Origin of the sequence: Streptomyces sp. Edi4 (genome assembly GCF_040253615.1) — a bacterium.
GTDB lineage: Bacteria > Actinomycetota > Actinomycetes > Streptomycetales > Streptomycetaceae > Streptomyces.
On record NZ_JBEJGY010000004.1, the window covers coordinates 4,344,416 to 4,360,751 of the forward strand.

12 protein-coding genes, 4 tRNA genes and 1 other RNA gene are annotated in these 16,336 nt (G+C 71.6%); 7 read left to right on the top strand and 10 right to left on the bottom strand.

Going from position 1 to position 16,336, the window contains the following annotated elements; translation table 11 throughout:
• Positions 1-35 precede the first annotated feature (35 nt).
• Entirely contained in the window at positions 36-1,607 is a 1,572-nt protein-coding gene (locus ABR738_RS21690; RefSeq protein ID WP_350231651.1) for a type I restriction-modification system subunit M, read from the bottom strand.
• Positions 1,608-1,971: 364 nt separating this feature from the next.
• A tRNA-Ser gene (locus ABR738_RS21695) sits at positions 1,972-2,059 on the bottom strand.
• A 71-nt stretch (positions 2,060-2,130) separates the two neighbouring features.
• Between ABR738_RS21695 and ffs the strand changes: the two genes are divergently transcribed.
• The 6 genes from ffs to ABR738_RS21725 all read left to right on the top strand — a co-directional run bounded on the left by ffs (position 2,131) and on the right by ABR738_RS21725 (position 11,147).
• Positions 2,131-2,227: signal recognition particle sRNA small type (gene ffs / locus ABR738_RS21700), an RNA gene on the top strand.
• 115 nt (positions 2,228-2,342) lie between these two features.
• On the top strand, positions 2,343-4,817 hold the full coding sequence (locus ABR738_RS21705) for a DNA polymerase III subunit gamma and tau (RefSeq protein WP_350231652.1): 2,475 nt from the start codon (positions 2,343-2,345) through the stop codon (positions 4,815-4,817).
• Positions 4,818-4,875: 58 nt separating this feature from the next.
• Positions 4,876-6,132, top strand: a complete 1,257-nt coding sequence (purD, locus tag ABR738_RS21710; protein ID WP_350231653.1) for a phosphoribosylamine--glycine ligase — start codon at positions 4,876-4,878, stop codon at positions 6,130-6,132.
• 308 nt (positions 6,133-6,440) lie between these two features.
• Positions 6,441-8,105 carry a M48 family metalloprotease gene (locus tag ABR738_RS21715; protein ID WP_502964121.1) on the top strand — a complete coding sequence of 555 codons (1,665 nt, stop codon included), beginning with the start codon at positions 6,441-6,443 and terminating at the stop codon, positions 8,103-8,105.
• 504 nt (positions 8,106-8,609) lie between these two features.
• Entirely contained in the window at positions 8,610-10,133 is a 1,524-nt protein-coding gene (locus ABR738_RS21720) for a N,N-dimethylformamidase beta subunit family domain-containing protein (protein ID WP_350231654.1), read from the top strand.
• Between the two features lie 114 nt (positions 10,134-10,247).
• Positions 10,248-11,147, top strand: a complete 900-nt coding sequence (locus ABR738_RS21725; RefSeq protein ID WP_350231655.1) for a phosphoribosylaminoimidazolesuccinocarboxamide synthase — start codon at positions 10,248-10,250, stop codon at positions 11,145-11,147.
• Between the two features lie 45 nt (positions 11,148-11,192).
• On the opposite strand, the gene ABR738_RS21730 is transcribed toward ABR738_RS21725, so the two are convergent.
• The 8 genes from ABR738_RS21730 to ABR738_RS21765 form a co-directional block, all read right to left on the bottom strand.
• Positions 11,193-11,265, bottom strand: a tRNA-Gly gene (locus ABR738_RS21730).
• A gap of 22 nt (positions 11,266-11,287) precedes the next feature.
• Entirely contained in the window at positions 11,288-11,899 is a 612-nt protein-coding gene (locus ABR738_RS21735; protein WP_350231656.1) for a response regulator, read from the bottom strand.
• Positions 11,896-13,113, bottom strand: coding sequence for a sensor histidine kinase (locus ABR738_RS21740; protein WP_350231657.1), 1,218 nt, complete (start codon positions 13,111-13,113; stop codon positions 11,896-11,898). Before ABR738_RS21740 ends, ABR738_RS21735 begins: the two co-directional genes overlap by 4 nt.
• A gap of 15 nt (positions 13,114-13,128) precedes the next feature.
• The gene (locus ABR738_RS21745; RefSeq protein ID WP_350231658.1) at positions 13,129-13,947 is read right to left on the bottom strand and encodes an ABC transporter permease; all 819 of its coding nucleotides are present in this window, start codon (positions 13,945-13,947) and stop codon (positions 13,129-13,131) included.
• Complete coding sequence (locus ABR738_RS21750; protein ID WP_350231659.1) at positions 13,944-14,915, bottom strand: ABC transporter ATP-binding protein; 972 nt, start codon at positions 14,913-14,915, stop codon at positions 13,944-13,946. Before ABR738_RS21750 ends, ABR738_RS21745 begins: the two co-directional genes overlap by 4 nt.
• 140 nt (positions 14,916-15,055) lie before the next feature.
• Positions 15,056-15,128, bottom strand: a tRNA-Gly gene (locus tag ABR738_RS21755).
• 78 nt (positions 15,129-15,206) lie between these two features.
• Positions 15,207-15,278 (bottom strand) — tRNA-Gly (locus ABR738_RS21760).
• Between the two features lie 135 nt (positions 15,279-15,413).
• Positions 15,414-15,731 carry a histone-like nucleoid-structuring protein Lsr2 gene (locus ABR738_RS21765; protein WP_350231660.1) on the bottom strand — a complete coding sequence of 106 codons (318 nt, stop codon included), beginning with the start codon at positions 15,729-15,731 and terminating at the stop codon, positions 15,414-15,416.
• Between the two features lie 321 nt (positions 15,732-16,052).
• Here ABR738_RS21765 and purS point away from each other — a divergent pair, with 321 nt between their 5' ends.
• A complete protein-coding gene (gene purS, locus ABR738_RS21770) occupies positions 16,053-16,307 on the top strand; it encodes a phosphoribosylformylglycinamidine synthase subunit PurS (RefSeq protein WP_350231661.1) in 255 nt (84 codons plus the stop codon).
• Positions 16,308-16,336: the final 29 nt, after the last annotated feature.

A 16,336-nucleotide genomic window follows, 5' to 3' on the forward strand; every position in this document is an offset into this window, starting at 1 on the left:
CCGAGAGGAGCGGTTCGAGTGTGATTTGCTGCCAGTCACTCATCGAAGCCCTCGATTCCGGCGGCGGCTAGCATTCCGACCATGTTCTCTTCGGCGCGGCGTCGTTCAGCGCGGGCGACGTTGTAGGCGTCGATGAGGGTTCCGAGGTCTTCTGCCTCGCCAGCAGCTCGCTTAATGTAACGGCCGATGTTTAGGTCGCACCCACTCGCAGCGATCTCCGTCATGGAAACGAAACGCGAGACCAGGCGGCCGTCGCCGTCGAGGTTGGCCGGACTGCCGTCGGTGTCGAAGCTCGCGTGGTAGGCCGTCACTACGTCGGCAATGTCCGTCTTGCCAAGCACATTGCGCTTCTTCGCGTGCGAGAACCGCTTGGAGGCGTCGATGAACAGCACGCCGCTCTGCCGCTCAGGGGTCTTGGTACCAGGGGCACGAAAGACCAAGATGCAGGTCGGGATGCCGGTGTTGTAGAAGAGGTTGGCGGGCAGCCCAATCACGGCCTCGAGGAGATCGTTGGCTAGGACGCGCTGGCGGATAGCTGCTTCCTGGCCGCCACGGAAGAGGACGCCGTGCGGGAGGACGACGCCGGCGCGGCCCTTCTTCGGATCCATGCTGGCGATCATGTGCTGCACGAATGCCCAGTCCGCCGACGACTGTGGGGCGACCCCGCCGATGGCTCGCGGGTCGTTGGTCCAGGGCTTCCACTTCAGGCTGTAGGGAGGATTGGCGACAATCACGTCGAATTGCTTGACGGATCCGTCCGGTTTCGTGAAGCGCGGATCCCTCAGGGTGTCGCCGACCTCGACCTTGAACTCGGTCAGATTGTGCATGAAGAGGTTCATGCGAGCCACGCCTGCGGTGTCCGTCACCGCCTCTTGCCCGTTCAGGCTGAGTGTGTACCCCCGCCCCCCGTGGGACTTCAGCAGGCTCGCGGCGGCAATGAGCATGCCGCCTGACCCGCAGGTCGGGTCGTAAACCGACTCGTGATTCTTGGGGGCCAGCAGTTCGATGATCAGCTCAACGACCTCGCGGGGGGTGAAGAACTGGCCAGCGCGAGTGCCGGAACCGTCAGAGAAGCGCTTCAACAGGTACTCGTATGCCCCGCCGAGCACGTCGTGGGACATATTGCCCTCGTGCATCTTGGGCACGCGGTTCATCGCCCGCATGACCGACGCCAGCACCTCCCCTGGAAGTACCGATTCGGAGGTCCAGGTCATGGATCCGAACAGGCGGGAGAACTTGTCAGGGTTGGCCGATTCGATGGCCTGGAGGGAAGTGCGAACACGCTGGCCGAGGCCGTGCTGGGCGACAGTGGCGAGGATAGATGACCAAGACGCGCGGCTCTCGGCGACGGTGCCAGGGAAGATGAGGGGGATCTTGAACGTCTGGTAGTTGCTGTACTCGACCTCGTCGGCTTCCTCGGCTGAGAGGTCGAGGTCCTCGTTCTCCTTGAGGAACGTCTGGTGGGTGTGCTCCCAGGTGTCCGACAGGTACTTCCAGAACATCAGTGGGAAGACGACCGAGGAGTATTGCGCTTCGGGCATCGCCACGCGCAGCTCATCGGCGGCGTCCCACAGTCGGTTCTCGATCTCCTGCTGGGTCACTGCCATCAGTTGGGGGTGTCCTTGCTCGTGTCCGGTTGCGATCTCAGGGCCGTGGAGCTTCCGCTGGGCATCCTATTTTGTCCCGCTGACACTGAGGCCGCGGTCCACCCTTCTCCTGGCCGGTTCAAGGAGCTGACTGGGCCGGTGAGGCCATACAGGGGGCCGCAGAGTCTCGAGCTGGCCGCGCAGGAGGTCTCGGTCCTGGTGCGATCGACGACCTCGTGACCGGGCCGCGGCAGAGGGAAGCCGATGCCTGTGGAGGTACGCGGCTGTCCGCTCCCGCACAACTGAGACCAAAACTGAGACCACGAACGTCGAAGGGCCCCACCGCAAGCGGTGGGGCCCTTCGACATCGTGCCCGGTGAGGCACTGGCGGAGGATACGAGATTCGAACTCGTGAGGGGTTGCCCCCAACACGCTTTCCAAGCGTGCGCCCTAGGCCACTAGGCGAATCCTCCGCCGCAAACAATACAAGACGTTGAGGGGTGCTCGCGAACTCGTTCCCTCCTCGGGGATCGGGTACTCTGTGCGCAGCCCCTCACGTGGCGCTATCTGACTGAACTCCCCCAGGGCCGGAAGGCAGCAAGGGTAGGTTGGCTCTGGCGGGTGCGTGGGGGGCGCCTGATTTTTCCGTGGGGTGCGGTTCGATCCCCCTGCGTGGGCGCCCTTTCGTCCGGCCTCGGGCCGCGGAGGATCCGTCGGCGGGTCCGGTTGTCAGTGGGCCCCGATAACCTCGTATGCGTGTCGTCCCTTGCGCTGTACCGCCGCTACCGCCCCGAGTCGTTCGCCGAGGTCATCGGGCAGGAGCATGTCACTGACCCGTTGCAGCAGGCGCTGCGGAACAACCGGGTCAACCACGCGTACCTGTTCAGCGGGCCGCGGGGCTGTGGCAAGACGACCAGCGCCCGCATCCTGGCCCGCTGTCTGAACTGCGAGCAGGGGCCCACGCCCACGCCCTGCGGGGAGTGCCAGTCCTGCCAGGACCTCGCGCGCACCGGGCCCGGGTCCATCGACGTGATCGAGATCGACGCGGCTTCGCACGGTGGCGTGGACGACGCCCGTGAGCTGCGCGAGAAGGCCTTCTTCGGGCCCGCGTCGAGCCGGTACAAGATCTACATCATCGACGAGGCCCACATGGTGACCTCGGCCGGCTTCAACGCCCTGCTGAAGGTCGTCGAGGAGCCGCCGGAGCACCTGAAGTTCATCTTCGCCACCACCGAGCCCGAGAAGGTCATCGGGACGATCCGGTCGCGCACGCACCACTACCCCTTCCGTCTGGTGCCGCCCGGCACCCTGCGGGAGTACCTGGGGGAGGTCTGCGGGCGCGAGGGCATCCCCGTCGAGGACGGCGTGCTGCCGCTCGTGGTGCGCGCCGGCGCCGGATCCGTGCGTGACTCGATGTCCGTCATGGACCAGCTGCTCGCGGGAGCCGCCGACGATGGTGTGACGTACGCCATGGCCACCGCCCTGCTCGGCTACACCGACACCTCCCTGCTCGACTCGGTGGTCGACGCCTTCGCGGCGGGCGACGGCGCCGCCGCCTTCGAGATCGTCGACCGCGTCATCGAGGGCGGCAACGATCCGCGCCGCTTCGTCGCCGACCTTCTGGAGCGGCTGCGGGACCTGGTGATCCTCGCCGCCGTCCCGGACGCGGGGGAGAAGGGGCTCATCGACGCTCCGGCCGACGTCGTCGAGCGGATGACGGCGCAGGCCTCCGTGTTCGGCGCGGCCGAGCTGAGCCGGGCCGCCGACCTCGTCAACACCGGGCTCACCGAGATGCGTGGTGCCACCTCGCCCCGGCTCCAGCTCGAATTGATCTGCGCGCGGGTGCTGCTGCCCGCCGCCTACGACGACGAGCGCTCGCTCCAGGCCCGGCTCGATCGCCTCGAGCGGGGTGCCGTCCAGTTCCAGGCGGTGCCCGGCGGCGGCCCCGCTCTGGGGTACGTGCCGGGGCCCGAGGCGCACGCGCCGCAGCACCAGGTTGGTCCCACCGGACCCACCGGACCCACCGGACCCACCGGACCCACCGGTCCCACCGGCCCCGCCGGAACGGGTGCGCCGGATGGGATCGGCGGGCCCGAGGCCGCCCGGGCCGCGGTGCGGGGTGCGGGAGCGGGCACGGGCACGGGTGCGGGAAGCGCCTCGGCGCCGGGCGGACCCGCCCAGGCCGCTTCCCCGGTTCCGCCCGCGCCCCAGACGCCTCCGCCGGCACCTCAGTCACCTCAGTCACCTCAGACGTCTCAGACGTCTCAGACGTCTCCGCAGTCGTCCGGCCGACCCCAACCCGCTCAGCCCCCGGCTGCCCAGCCCGCTCAGCCCCCGGCCGGGCCCGCCGCCGGTGCCTGGCCCTCCGCCGCGGCGCCCGGGCAGGGCAGCGGCGGCCAGCGTCCCGGCGCCTGGCCGGGTGCGACCGCCCCCGGCACGAGCTCCGGCCCCGGCGCGGGTTCCGGTGCGGGTTCCGGTGCCTGGCCCTCGGCCCCGTCCGGCGCCGCACCCTCCGCACCCCCCGCCCCCGGGCCCGCCCCCTCCGCCCCCACCGCCACCGGTCAGGGCAACGCCCAGCAGGTGCGCGCCATGTGGCCGGACATCCTGGAGGCCGTCAAGAACAAGCGGCGCTTCACCTGGATCCTGCTCAGTCAGAACGCGCAGGTGGCGGGGTTCGACGGCACCACCGTCCAGCTCGGCTTCATCAACGCCGGCGCCCGGGACAACTTCGCGAGCAGCGGCAGCGAGGACGTGCTGCGCAGTGTGCTCTCCGAGCGGTTCGGGGTGCAGTGGAAGGTCGAGGCGATCATCGACCCCTCGGGCGGCACCCAGCCCCCGGCTGCCGCGCCCAACTTCGGGGGCGGCGGACCTCGGCCCCCGGCCCCGCCCGCGCCCCCGCAGTATCAGCCGGCCCAGCCCTCCGCCCAGCCCACCCGGCCCCAGGGCTCCCCGGGATCCCAGGGTCCGGACGCCGCCGGCGCCGGGGCACGGTCGGCGTCGTCCCCGCAGGACCGGCAGGCCCAGGCGCCGTCCCCGCACGGGCGGCAGCAGCAGGCGCACGCCTCCGCTCCCGGCGGCCACGAGGAGCCCCCGCCACCCCCGGTCCGGCTGGAGGACGACGTTCCGGAGGACGACGATCCGGATCTGGTGGACACCGCGCTCTCCGGCCACGACCTGATCGTGCGCGAGCTCGGGGCCACCGTGGTGGAGGAATATACGAACGAGGGGTAGGCGTCCGCTCGGCGGCCCGCACAAAGACCACGCCGGCCCGACGGCTAGGCTGACTGCCGTGAAGGTCCTTGTCATCGGCGGCGGTGCCCGCGAGCACGCCCTGTGCCGTTCCCTGTCCCTCGACCCCGACGTGACGGCGCTGCACTGCGCCCCCGGCAACGCCGGGATCGCGGAGGTCGCCGAACTCCACCCCGTGGACCAGCTGGACGGGGACGCGGTCGCCCGCCTCGCCGTCGCGCTCGGCAGCGAGCTGGTCGTGGTCGGGCCCGAGGCCCCGCTCGTCGCCGGGGTCGCCGACGCCGTACGGGCCGAGGGCATCCCCTGCTTCGGTCCCTCGCGTGAGGCCGCGCGGCTTGAGGGCTCCAAGGCCTTCGCCAAGGACGTCATGGCGGCCGCCAACGTGCCGACCGCCCGCTCCTACCTCTGCACCACTCCCGAGGAGATCGACCACGCGCTCGACGCGTTCGGCGCTCCGTACGTGGTGAAGGACGACGGCCTCGCCGCCGGCAAGGGCGTCGTGGTGACCGACGACCTCGCCGCCGCCCGCGAGCACGCGCTGGCCTGCGAGCGCGTCGTCATCGAGGAATTCCTCGACGGCCCCGAGGTCTCGCTCTTCGCGATCACCGACGGCGTCACCGTCCTGCCGCTCCAGCCCGCGCAGGACTTCAAGCGCGCGCTCGACGGCGACGAGGGCCCCAACACCGGTGGCATGGGCGCCTATTCACCGCTTCCTTGGGCCGACCCCAAGCTCGTCGACGAGGTCATGGCGAGCGTGCTCCAGCCGACCGTCGACGAACTGCGCCGTCGCGGCACGCCGTTCTCCGGTCTGCTGTACGCGGGCCTGGCGATCACGTCGCGCGGGGTACGGGTCATCGAGTTCAACGCGCGCTTCGGCGACCCCGAGACGCAGGTCGTGCTCGCCCGTCTCAGGACGCCGCTCGCGGGTGTCCTGCTCCACTCGGCCAACGGCACCCTCGACGCGCAGCCCCCGCTGGCCTGGCGCGACGACGCGGCGGTGACCGTGGTCATCGCCGCGCGCGACTACCCCGCCGCGCCCCGCACCGGTGACCCCATCGAGGGGCTTGCCGAGGTCGCCGCGCAGGATGAGCCCACGGCGTACGTTCTGCATGCCGGGACCCGGCGGGACGGCGACGCGGTCGTGAGCGCGGGCGGCCGGGTCCTGTCGGTCACCGCGACCGGCGCGGACCTGACGCAGGCCCGGGAGCGGGCGTACGCGGCGGTCGGCCGGATCCGGCTCGACGGCTCGCAGCACCGCACCGACATCGCCCGCAAGGCGGCCGGCGCACACGGCTGAACTTCGCCATCTCAGCGCCACGTACGCGCCACATGCGTGGGGCCCCGGTATCGCGCCGGGGCCCCGCGGCGTGGGGCGGCGGCGCCCCCGGACGCCTGGACGGCCCGGCCCGGAACAACCGCACCTTTGCCCAAAGCCATTCCATCGAGTGACGGGTGGCCCATCCGGATGACTCCTGTGGAAGGCCCAACTAGGGTGCGGCGCAGGCGTTCCGGCACTTGGCCCACCGGCATTGCGATGTCAGTGGCGGGTGCCACAGTGGGGGCATGAGCAACGCCGCCGCAGGGCAGAGGGGGTGAAGTCCGGTCGTGTCCGGTACCGGGATGAGTGGTGAGGCGGGCGCGCAGCACGCGCGTTCGCGGGCTCTCGCCGTGCTGCGGGTCCGCAGCAGGGCGCTGGCCGTGGCCCTGGTGCCGGCGGCCGTCGCCGTCGTGCTGTCCGTGGCCGTCGCGCAGGGCCGTGTCGACGGGCCTGGCTGGGAAACCGCGCGCTGGGCGGTCATCGCCGTCGCGCTGACCGCGCTGCTGATCGCGGCGGCCGTGGCGGCCGTGGTCGTACGGGCGAGGCCGGCCCTGTCGCCGACGGTCGACCTCGCGGAATCGGCCGCCCCGGATCTGTACCGCCTGGTCAGAGACCTGGCGGAACGGCTCGATGTGCCCCCGCCCTCCGCGATAGCCCTCACCCCGGACTGCGACAGCTGGCTCGAGGACCGTACGCATCCGGCGCACCGCGCGGCCGGGCGCGAGGCGCTGTCCGCCCGCCTCATACGGGGCGGCGCCGAGGCCCGCGCCCGGCGGGCGTCCGTCGCGCCGGTCCTGGTCATCGGCTCGCCCTTCATGTGGTGGATGCGGGTAGGCGAGCTGCGCGCCATCCTCGCGCCCGTCGTCGCCGGTACGGGGCCGTCCGCGCAGCCCGACATAGCCGCGGCGCGGCGCTTCGTACGGGGTCTGGACGCGGCGGTCGGTGTCGCCACCAAGCCCGGCCTCGGCCCGGTGCGGCGGTTCGCGCTCGGCTGCACCGGCCGGATCGCCCGGGTGCTCCTGCGCGGGTGCCGGGCGCACGCCGGGGAGATGGAGCGCGGGGTCGCCGCTGCGGCGTCCGAGCGCGCGCAGGCGGTGGACTACGGGGTACGGATCGTCGCCCAGGAGCAGGTCGGTCTCGCCTACGCGGGCTGGGACCGGCTGCTGACCCGGGTCGCGCTGCCCGCCTGGCGGATGGGCCGCTGGCCCTCGCGGCTCGACGCGGGGGTGGTCTCGGCGCTGACCGAGCTGTCCCGGCGCGACCGGCTGGCCGAGGGGTTCGCCTCCCGGCTCGGCGAGCGGCCGGCCTGTGACCTCCTGGAGGAGCCGGGCATCGCCGACGAGGCGGCCTCGCTGCTCGCCGCCCGGCTGTTCCACGGCGGTCCCGCCGAGACCGGTCCCGACTGGGCGCCGGTGGACTGGGCGGCGTATCCGGAGGAGGTCGTCGACCGCAAGTGGCGTACCGAGGCGGCCCGGCTGCACCGGGTGCTCGACGGGTTCGGCGAGCGGCACGGCACGCGGCCCGGGGCGCCCACGCTCGCCCGTGTCATCGACCACCTGGCCACGCCGGGGGACGAGGCCGCCGACCGGCTGGCGGCGGGTATCGCGGCGGAGGTGGCCGGCGAGGAGGCCGCGATCGTGCCGCCCGCGCCGGGCCCCGAGGCCCGGTCCTGCGACGAGGTGCCGCTCTTTCCGCTCCAACCGCCGCGCACGGGGCGGGAGTTGCTGGCCGACCATGTCACGGCGATGGTGTGCTGTGCGGCGATCGACACGGGGGGTGCGGTGCCGGGGCTGGACTGGCTCGATGGGCCGTCCCTCCTTGTCGACGAGGTGCGCCGTTCGGATCTGGCCGCGCCGGTTCTGACGTTGATCGAGGACGGCGATGCGGGGGCCCTGCGGGGCTGGTTGGCCGCGCTGGGTATCCGCCCCGAAAAACCGATCCGCCTGGTCTGACCCGGCCACCCCCCAACCCCCGGGGCTCCGCCCCAGCCCCCGTTCGCGCTAAACGCGCTCGTCCTCAATCTCCCCCAAGGCCTTTAAGGGCCAGGGGACCCCCATGACGGGCTGAGGTTGCCTGGCTGGGCCGGCATGAGCCCTGCCCCGGGTTGCCCACGTGAGCCCGCGCCGACCCTGCCAGGGGCGCGGGGAACTGCGCGCCCAGCCACATCCGGGCCGCACCTACGCCACATCCGAACCGCACCCACCTCCACCGCCCCGCACCCGGAAGGCGCCCCGGGACGGCATAACCCGGGCCTCAACGCCGGGCCCCCGGCGTCGGGTTCGTCCGGGGGTACCCGGAATGCAACGTTCCCCTTCACGTCAATTCGCGACGAACGGTGACGGACCGCGTGCGTTATGTGATGTGCTGGGGACCGATAGCTGACAGACGGCGGCACACCACGCCCGCATCACCGGCGTCGCGGGAACGAGGTCGCGGGAACGAGGGAGGGAAGCGGCATGGGGGTGGAACGGTCGGAGCACATCCGGCGCTGGGAATCGGGTGCCCTCGCACACGCCGTCTCGGACCCCTTCGGGCAGGGCCCGCTGCCCTGGTTGCGCGGCAGCGAGACGTACTTCGACGACACCGGACACGTGGTGCCCTGGTACGTCGACCACGCCGCGGTCCAGCACGGCACCAGCGGCACCAGCGGCACCAGCGGCACCAGTCAAACCAAACGCGCCCCCCGCGTCCCCGGCCCCCGCACCGCCGACGACGTACGCCGGCAGATCAAGGGGTTCGCCTCCAGCGGGGCCGTCGCGCCCGGCGAGGCCATCGACTTCCACATCACGGTGGACCCGCCCCAGCAGTTCACCGTCGACGTCTACCGGATCGGCCACTACGGCGGCGACGGCGCGGCCAAGATCGCCACCAGCCCCCGCCTCTCCGGCATCGTCCAGCCGCCCCCGCTGACCGCCGACCGGACCGTCTCGTGCCACCACTGGTGGCAGTCCTGGCGCTACCAGGTCCCCGCGCACGCCTCGATCGGCGCCCACGTCGCCGTGCTGACCACCGCCGACGGCTACCGCTCGCACATCCCGTTCACCGTCCGCGACGACCACCCCGCCGATCTGCTCCTGCTGCTGCCCGACATCACCTGGCAGGCGTACAACCTCTATCCCGAGGACGGCCGCACCGGCGCCAGCCTCTACCACGCCTGGGACGAGGAGGGCCGGCTGCTCGGCGAGGAGGACGCGGCGATCACCGTCTCCTTCGACCGGCCGTACGCGGGCGCGGGTCTGCCCCTGCACGTCGGCCACGCCTACGACTTCATCCGCTGGGCCGAGCGCTACGGCTACGACCTCGCCTACGCCGACGCCCGCGACCTGCACGCGGGCCGGGTCGACACCACCCGCTACCGGGGCCTGGTCTTCCCGGGCCACGACGAGTACTGGTCGGCCCCCATGCGCCGCGCCGTCGAGCTGGCCCGCGACGGCGGCACCTCGCTCGTCTTCCTCTCCGCCAACACCCTCTACTGGCAAGTGGAGTTGGGCCCTTCGCCGTCCGGCGTGCCGGACCGCCTGCTGACCTGCCGAAAACGGCGCGGGCCCGGCCGCCCCGCCCTGTGGCGCGAGGTCGCGAGGCCCGAGCAGCAGCTGCTCGGCATCCAGTACGCCGGCCGCGTCCCCGAGCCGCACCCCCTGGTCGTACGCAACGCGCGTCACTGGCTGTGGGAGGCGACCGGCGCGGGTGACGGCGACGAGATCGAGGGCCTGGTCGCGGGCGAGGCGGACCGCTACTATCCGCGCACCGCCCTGCCCGAGCACCAGGACCGCATCCTGCTCGCCCACTCCCCCTACCAGGACAGCGAGCAGCACACCCGCCACCAGGAGACGTCCCTGTACCGGGCGCCCTCGGGCGCGCTCGTCTTCGCCTCGGGCACCTTCGCCTGGTCGCCCGCGCTCGACCGGCCCGGACATGTGGACCCCCGTATCCAGCGCGCCACGGCCAACCTGCTCGACCGCATCTGCAAGCGGGACTGAGCCGGGCGCCCCCGCACGGTCGCCCCCCGCCGCGCTCCCCGACCCGGTGACCAGGCGACCCGCCCTCATGGGAGAGAATCGGACCGTTCCTGGATCAACCTACGCGGAGGAACCGTGTCCGGATTCGTAGAAAAGCCCGAGCCGCTTCAGGTTCCGGGCCTCACCCACCTGCACACGGGCAAGGTGCGTGACCTCTATCAGAACGAGGCCGGCGACCTGGTCATGGTCGCCAGCGACCGGATGTCCGCGTACGACTGGGTGCTGCCCACCGAGATCCCCGACAAGGGCCGGGTGCTGACCCGGCTCTCGCTGTGGTGGTTCGACCTGATCGCCGACCTCGTCCCGCACCATGTGATCTCCAGCGAGGTCCCGGCCGGCGCCCCCGCCGACTGGGCGGGCCGCACCCTGGTGTGCAAGTCGCTGGCGATGGTCCCGGTGGAGTGCGTGGCCCGTGGCTATCTCGCGGGGTCGGGCCTCGTCGAGTACCGCGCCGCCCGTACGGTGTGCGGCCTCGCGCTGCCCGAGGGCCTGGACAACGGCTCCGAGCTGCCCGCGCCGATCTTCACCCCGGCCACCAAGGCGGCCGTCGGGGACCACGACGAGAACGTCAGCTACGAGGAGGTGGCCCGCCAGGTCGGCGCGGAGACCGCCGCTCAGCTGCGCCAGACCACCCTCGCCGTCTACAGCCGGGCGCGCGACGTCGCGCGTGAGCGGGGCATCATCCTCGCGGACACCAAGTTCGAGTTCGGCTTCGCGGGCGACGAACTCGTCATCGCCGACGAAGTCCTCACCCCGGACTCCTCGCGCTTCTGGCCCGCCGCCACCTGGCAGCCGGGCCGCGACCAGCCCTCGTACGACAAGCAGTACGTCCGCGACTGGCTGACCTCGCCGGCCTCCGGCTGGGACCGCGCGAGCGAGCAGCCGCCGCCCCCGCTGCCCCAGGAGGTCGTGGACGCGACGCGCGCCAAGTACGTCGAGGCGTACGAGCAGCTCACCGGCACCAGCTGGGCGTGAGCACGAAGAAGCCCCCGGCCGCTGGGCCGGGGGCTTCTTTTCCTGAGCGAACGACGAGGTTCGAACTCGCGACATCCACCTTGGCAAGGTGGTGCTCTACCAGCTGAGCTACGTTCGCATGCGCCGTGGCGCGGAGACCACTATACCCAACCGCGCTCGCGGGCGAGACGCACCGCCGCATGACGGTTCTCGGCGCCCAGCTTCGCGGCGGCCGACGAGAGGTAGTTGCGCACGGTTCCCTGCGACAGCGCGGCCCGCCGGGCGATCTCCGCGACGGGCGCCCCGTCGGCCGCGAGACCCAGCACCTCGGCCTCCCGCGCGGTCAGCGGGGAGTCCCCGGCGGAGATCGCGTCGGCCGCCAACTCCGGGTCCACATAACGGTTTCCGGCGTGGACGGACCGGATGATCTCGGCCAGGCGCTGGGCGCTCACCGTCTTCGGCACAAACCCCCGCACCCCCGCCGACAGGGCCCGTTTGAGGTGGCCGGGGCGGCCGTGACTGGTCACGATCATGGTCCGGCAGGACGGCAGTTCGGCGCGCAGGTTTGTGGCCACTGTCACACCGTCCGCGCCCGGCATCTCCAGATCCAGGACGGCCACATCGGGCCGGTGGGCGCGGGCCATCGCCAGGGCCTCGGGCCCCGACGCGGCCTCGGCGATCACCTCCAGGTCGTCCTCGAGGCCGAGCAGCGCGGCGAGCGCGCCCCGGATCAGATGCTCGTCGTCGGCGAGCAGCACCCGCACGCGGCTCATCGCGGCACCTCCGCGGTCAGCCGGAACATGCCCTGGCCTGCCGGTCCGGCCTCCAGGGTGCCGCCGAGCGCGGCCAGCCGCTCGCGGAGTCCCGCGAGGCCCGAGCCGGGCGTCCCGGCCGGCCGCTCGGGCACGCCGTCGTTCTCGACGACCAGCGTCGCGGTGTGCTCGGCGAGCGCGAGGGTGATGGCCACGCTGCGCGCGTCCCCGTGGCGCAGCACATTGGTGGTGGCCTCGCGCACCACCCAGCCGAGCGCCGACTGCGCCTCGACGGCCAGGCCGTCGGCGGGCCCGCTGTACCGGCAGCCGATCCCGGCCGCCGCGAGGACACCACGCGCCCCCTCGATCTCCACGCCCAGGTCCGCCTCGCGATAGCCGCGTACCACTTCCCGTACCTCTCTCTGCGATTCCTGGGCGATGCGCTGCACCTCCACCATCTGCGCCACCGCCTCGGGCCTGCCGCGCTGGGCGAGCTGGACGGCCAGCTCGGCCTTGAGCGCGATGACGGCGAGGTTGCGGCCCAGCACGTCGTGCAGGTCGCGCCCGAACCGCAGCCGCTCCTCGGCGACGGCGAGTCGCGCCTCGGTCTCGCGGGCCCGGTCGGACTCCCACATCACCGACAGCGTCCAGGCCCCGCAGCGTGCCATCAGCAGGATCCACGGGCCGGACAGGGCGACGGCGAGGGCGAGGGCGAGCAGGCGTGCGCCCGTCACCCCGGCCACCGCGAACACCCCCACGGCCGGAGCGGTGAGCAGCGCGAACCGGCCGAGGAACGCCCGCGGGCTGGTGAGCAGGCTGTATGTCATCCCGAACGGCAGCACGAGGTAGACCACGACCAGGACGACGTCGGTGTCCTGGAGGCCGTGCGCCGCGTACAGCCCGGCGGCCAGGGCGAGCGAGGCCAGACACAGCGCGAGGGAGACCCGTAGGGGGCGGTGTGGTGCGGCCCCACGCCCCAGGTAATGGTCGAGTGCGCCGCGCTGGGCCCGGATGCCCTGGTGGGCCTGGACCGCGCCGAGGGCGAGCGCCGCGACCCCCAGGGTGAGCGGCAGGGGCCCGTGCCGCAGGCCATGGAGCACGAACGGCACCTCCCAGCTGAGGTAGAAGATCCACGTCGCGCCCGACCAGAGCAGCCGGCTCTGGAACTCGACCCGCTCCACCCGGCTGCGGTCCCCCCAGTGCCGCTGGTGCCATCCCCGTATCCGGCCGAACACTCCGGTCCCCCCTTCTCAGCGCCGCGGCTCCCAGCGGAAGCGCCCCCGCGCGACCAGCACCGCTATGAGCGTCCACACAACCATGAGGAGCAGGTCTCGCAGTACCTCGCCCACCCCCGCCCCGCCGGTCAGGCCGCCCCTGATCAGACCCATGACCGGGGACAGCGGCAGCATCTGGCACACGGCGGCGATCCGGTCGGGCAGGACGTCCAGCGGCACGATCATGCCGGAGCCCCCGATCGACAGGAACATCAGCGGCATGACCGCGATCTGCGCGCCCTCGGCGGTCCTGGTGAACGCGGCGGTCGCCGCGGCGAGCGCGCCCATCAGACCCATGCCGAGCAGCAGCCCGACGACCGCGAGCCACGCCGTGCCGGACACGGACACGTGCAGCAGCGCCGCACAGCCCGCCGCGAGCAGTACGGACTGGGCGAGCCCGATGAGCACCGAGGGCAGCGCCGCGCCGGCCAGGATCTCCCAGTCCCGCAGCTCCCCGGTCCGCAGCCGCTTCAGGACGAGCTCTTCACGCCGTACGACATAGACGCCGACCAGCGTCGAATACACCGCGAACAGCAGCACATAGCCGACCGAGCCCGGCAGCAGCACGGTGCCCACGGTGAGGCCGGTCCGCTTCAGGTCGATGCCCGCCACGGTCCAGCGCATCGTGTACGTGAGCATGGCGGGCAGGACGAGGACGGTGAACAGGGCGGCCTTGTTGCGGCGGAGCAGGGTGAGTTCGGCGCGCCCCAGCGCCTTCATGCGGTCCGCCGTGGTGAGAAACGTCCGCTCCTTCGCCCGTGCCGGGCTGCCCACCGCGTTAAGGATCGTGCTCATCGAACGGTCTCCTTCGCTCCGCGCCGGTCCTGCGCGATCTTCAAGAACGCCTCTTCGAGCGAGGCCGAGCGCACATCGAGCCCCCGCAGCTCGACGCCGCTGTCCCGGGCCCACACCAGCAGCTCGGTGGCCGCGAGTTGGAGGGTCTGGGTCTTCAGCCGCACGGTGCGGCCCGCCGTCTCGTGGCTGGTGACGCCGAGCCGGCCGAGCGGCGGCAGGTCGCCCAGGTGGTAGCCGTCGGGCAGGTCGAAGGAGAGGTGCGAGGGCTGGGCCGCGACCACGTCCCCGCCCCGCCCGCTCGCCGCGATGTGCCCCTCGTGCAGGATCGCGAGGCGGTCGGCAAGCGCCTCGGCCTCCTCCAGGTAGTGGGTGGTCAGGAGCACGGTGGTGCCGCCGTCGCGCAGCGCCCGTACCAACTCCCAGGTGGCGCGCCGCCCTTCGACGTCGAGACCGGTGGTCGGCTCGTCCAGGAAGAGCACTTCGGGCCGTGCGAGCAGCGCGAGCGCCAGATCGAGCCGGCGCTTCTCGCCTCCGGAGAGCTGTTTGACCCGGACGCCCGAGCGCCCGCCGAGGCCCACGAGTTCGAGCGCGTCGGCGACCGGCCGGGCGCCGCTGGTGCACCCCGCCCACATGCGCAGGGTCTCGGCGACGGTGAGTTCGGCGGGGAAGCCGCCCTCCTGGAGCATCACACCGGTACGGGGGCGCACGGCGGCCCGTTCGGTGTACGGGTCGTGGCCGAGCACCCGCACGCGGCCGCCGCTCGGCGGGGCGAGGCCTTCGAGGAGTTCGACGGTGGAGGTCTTGCCCGCGCCGTTGGTGCCGAGCAGCGCGAAGAGTTCACCGCGCGCCACGGAGAAGGAGATCCCGGCGACGGCCTCGAAACCGCCGGCGTAGGTGCGCCGCAGCTCCTCGACCTCGATCACATCTGCTGCGTCTGCTGTACTTGCTGTACCTGCTCTGCCTGCCATGAGTTCAGCGTTCCGCGCCGGCGGGGCCGCGGCAGTGCGCGCTGTCATCGCCGCGCATGACAAATGTCAGCGTCGTCCGCGCGCGCGACGCACACGACGAAGGCCCCGGTTCATTGAACCGGGGCCTCACGTGCTTCCTGAGCGGACGACGAGATTCGAACTCGCGACCCTCACCTTGGCAAGGTGATGCTCTACCAACTGAGCCACGTCCGCATGCCTCCGACCAGCTTTCACTGGGCGGCGCGAGCACTACTCTACCTGATCCACAAGGGCCGTCGGCAGGCAATGCAGAGCGGGTGACAGGAATTGCACACTGCGCCTCCCCCCTGGAAGGGGGGTGTTCTACTACTGAACTACACCCGCACGCTCCGGTGGACCGGGCCTTTCGGCCTTGCCCCTCGGCGTGTTCCAGACTCTAGCTGATCAGCAGGGGGAGTGTGCAACTCCGGTGTCCGGGGCGGCCGCAGGGCCACCCCGGACAGGGGGTGTCAGCCTGTGTCAGCTCGCCTCGGCGAACGCCTCGTAGACCTTCTTCGGGATCCGGCCCCTGGCCGGGACGTCCATCTTGTGCGAGCGCGCCCAGGCGCGGACCGCCGCCGGGTCGGGGGCGACCGCGGTGTGCCGGTAGGTCTTCCCGGACTTCGACTGCTTGCGGCCCGCCAGTACGTAAGGCGCGAGCGCCTTGCGCAGTTTCTTTGCATTGGCGGGATTGAGATCGATCTCGTAGACCTTTCCGTCCAGGCCGAACGTGACTGTTTCCGCCGCTTCTCCGCCGTCCATGTCATCGGAGAGTGTGACCACTACGCGCTGAGCCACGGATATCGGATCCTTCCTACGGTCTCGCCGCTCGCACGTACCTGACGTGCGGCGATACCGGCCTTCCGGCTGTTATGGAGCAATGTCGTTTTCGCTGGGATTCCTTTGTACAGCGACACCCATTGCAAGGTGAAGCCCAGCCAATTGCATCAGCGTGTCTCCACGCAATGACTTCGGAGACTTTTTCTCGGGATTTTTCCCACGTGTTGTCGTCGCCGAAACCGGAACGTGATCGGGGTCCGATCATATCTACCCGCGTAGATTTTCTGGACGGGTACTCTGAGGGAACCGCCTTCGCACCACACCACACCGGGAGTGCCAGTGGCACGCGTCGTAGTCGACGTCATGCTCAAGCCGGAAATCCTCGACCCGCAGGGACAGGCGGTGCAGCGCGCACTGCCCCGTCTCGGCTTCGAGGGGATCGGCGACGTACGTCAGGGAAAGCGTTTCGAGCTCGAGGTCGAGGGGCCGGTCGACGAGGCCGCCCTCGCCCGCATCCACGAGATGGCCGAGACCTTCCTCGCCAACACCGTCATCGAGGACTTCACCGTCAAGGTCGAGGAGCAGTCCGAGTGACCGCCCTCCCGTCTCCCACCGCCGCCCTG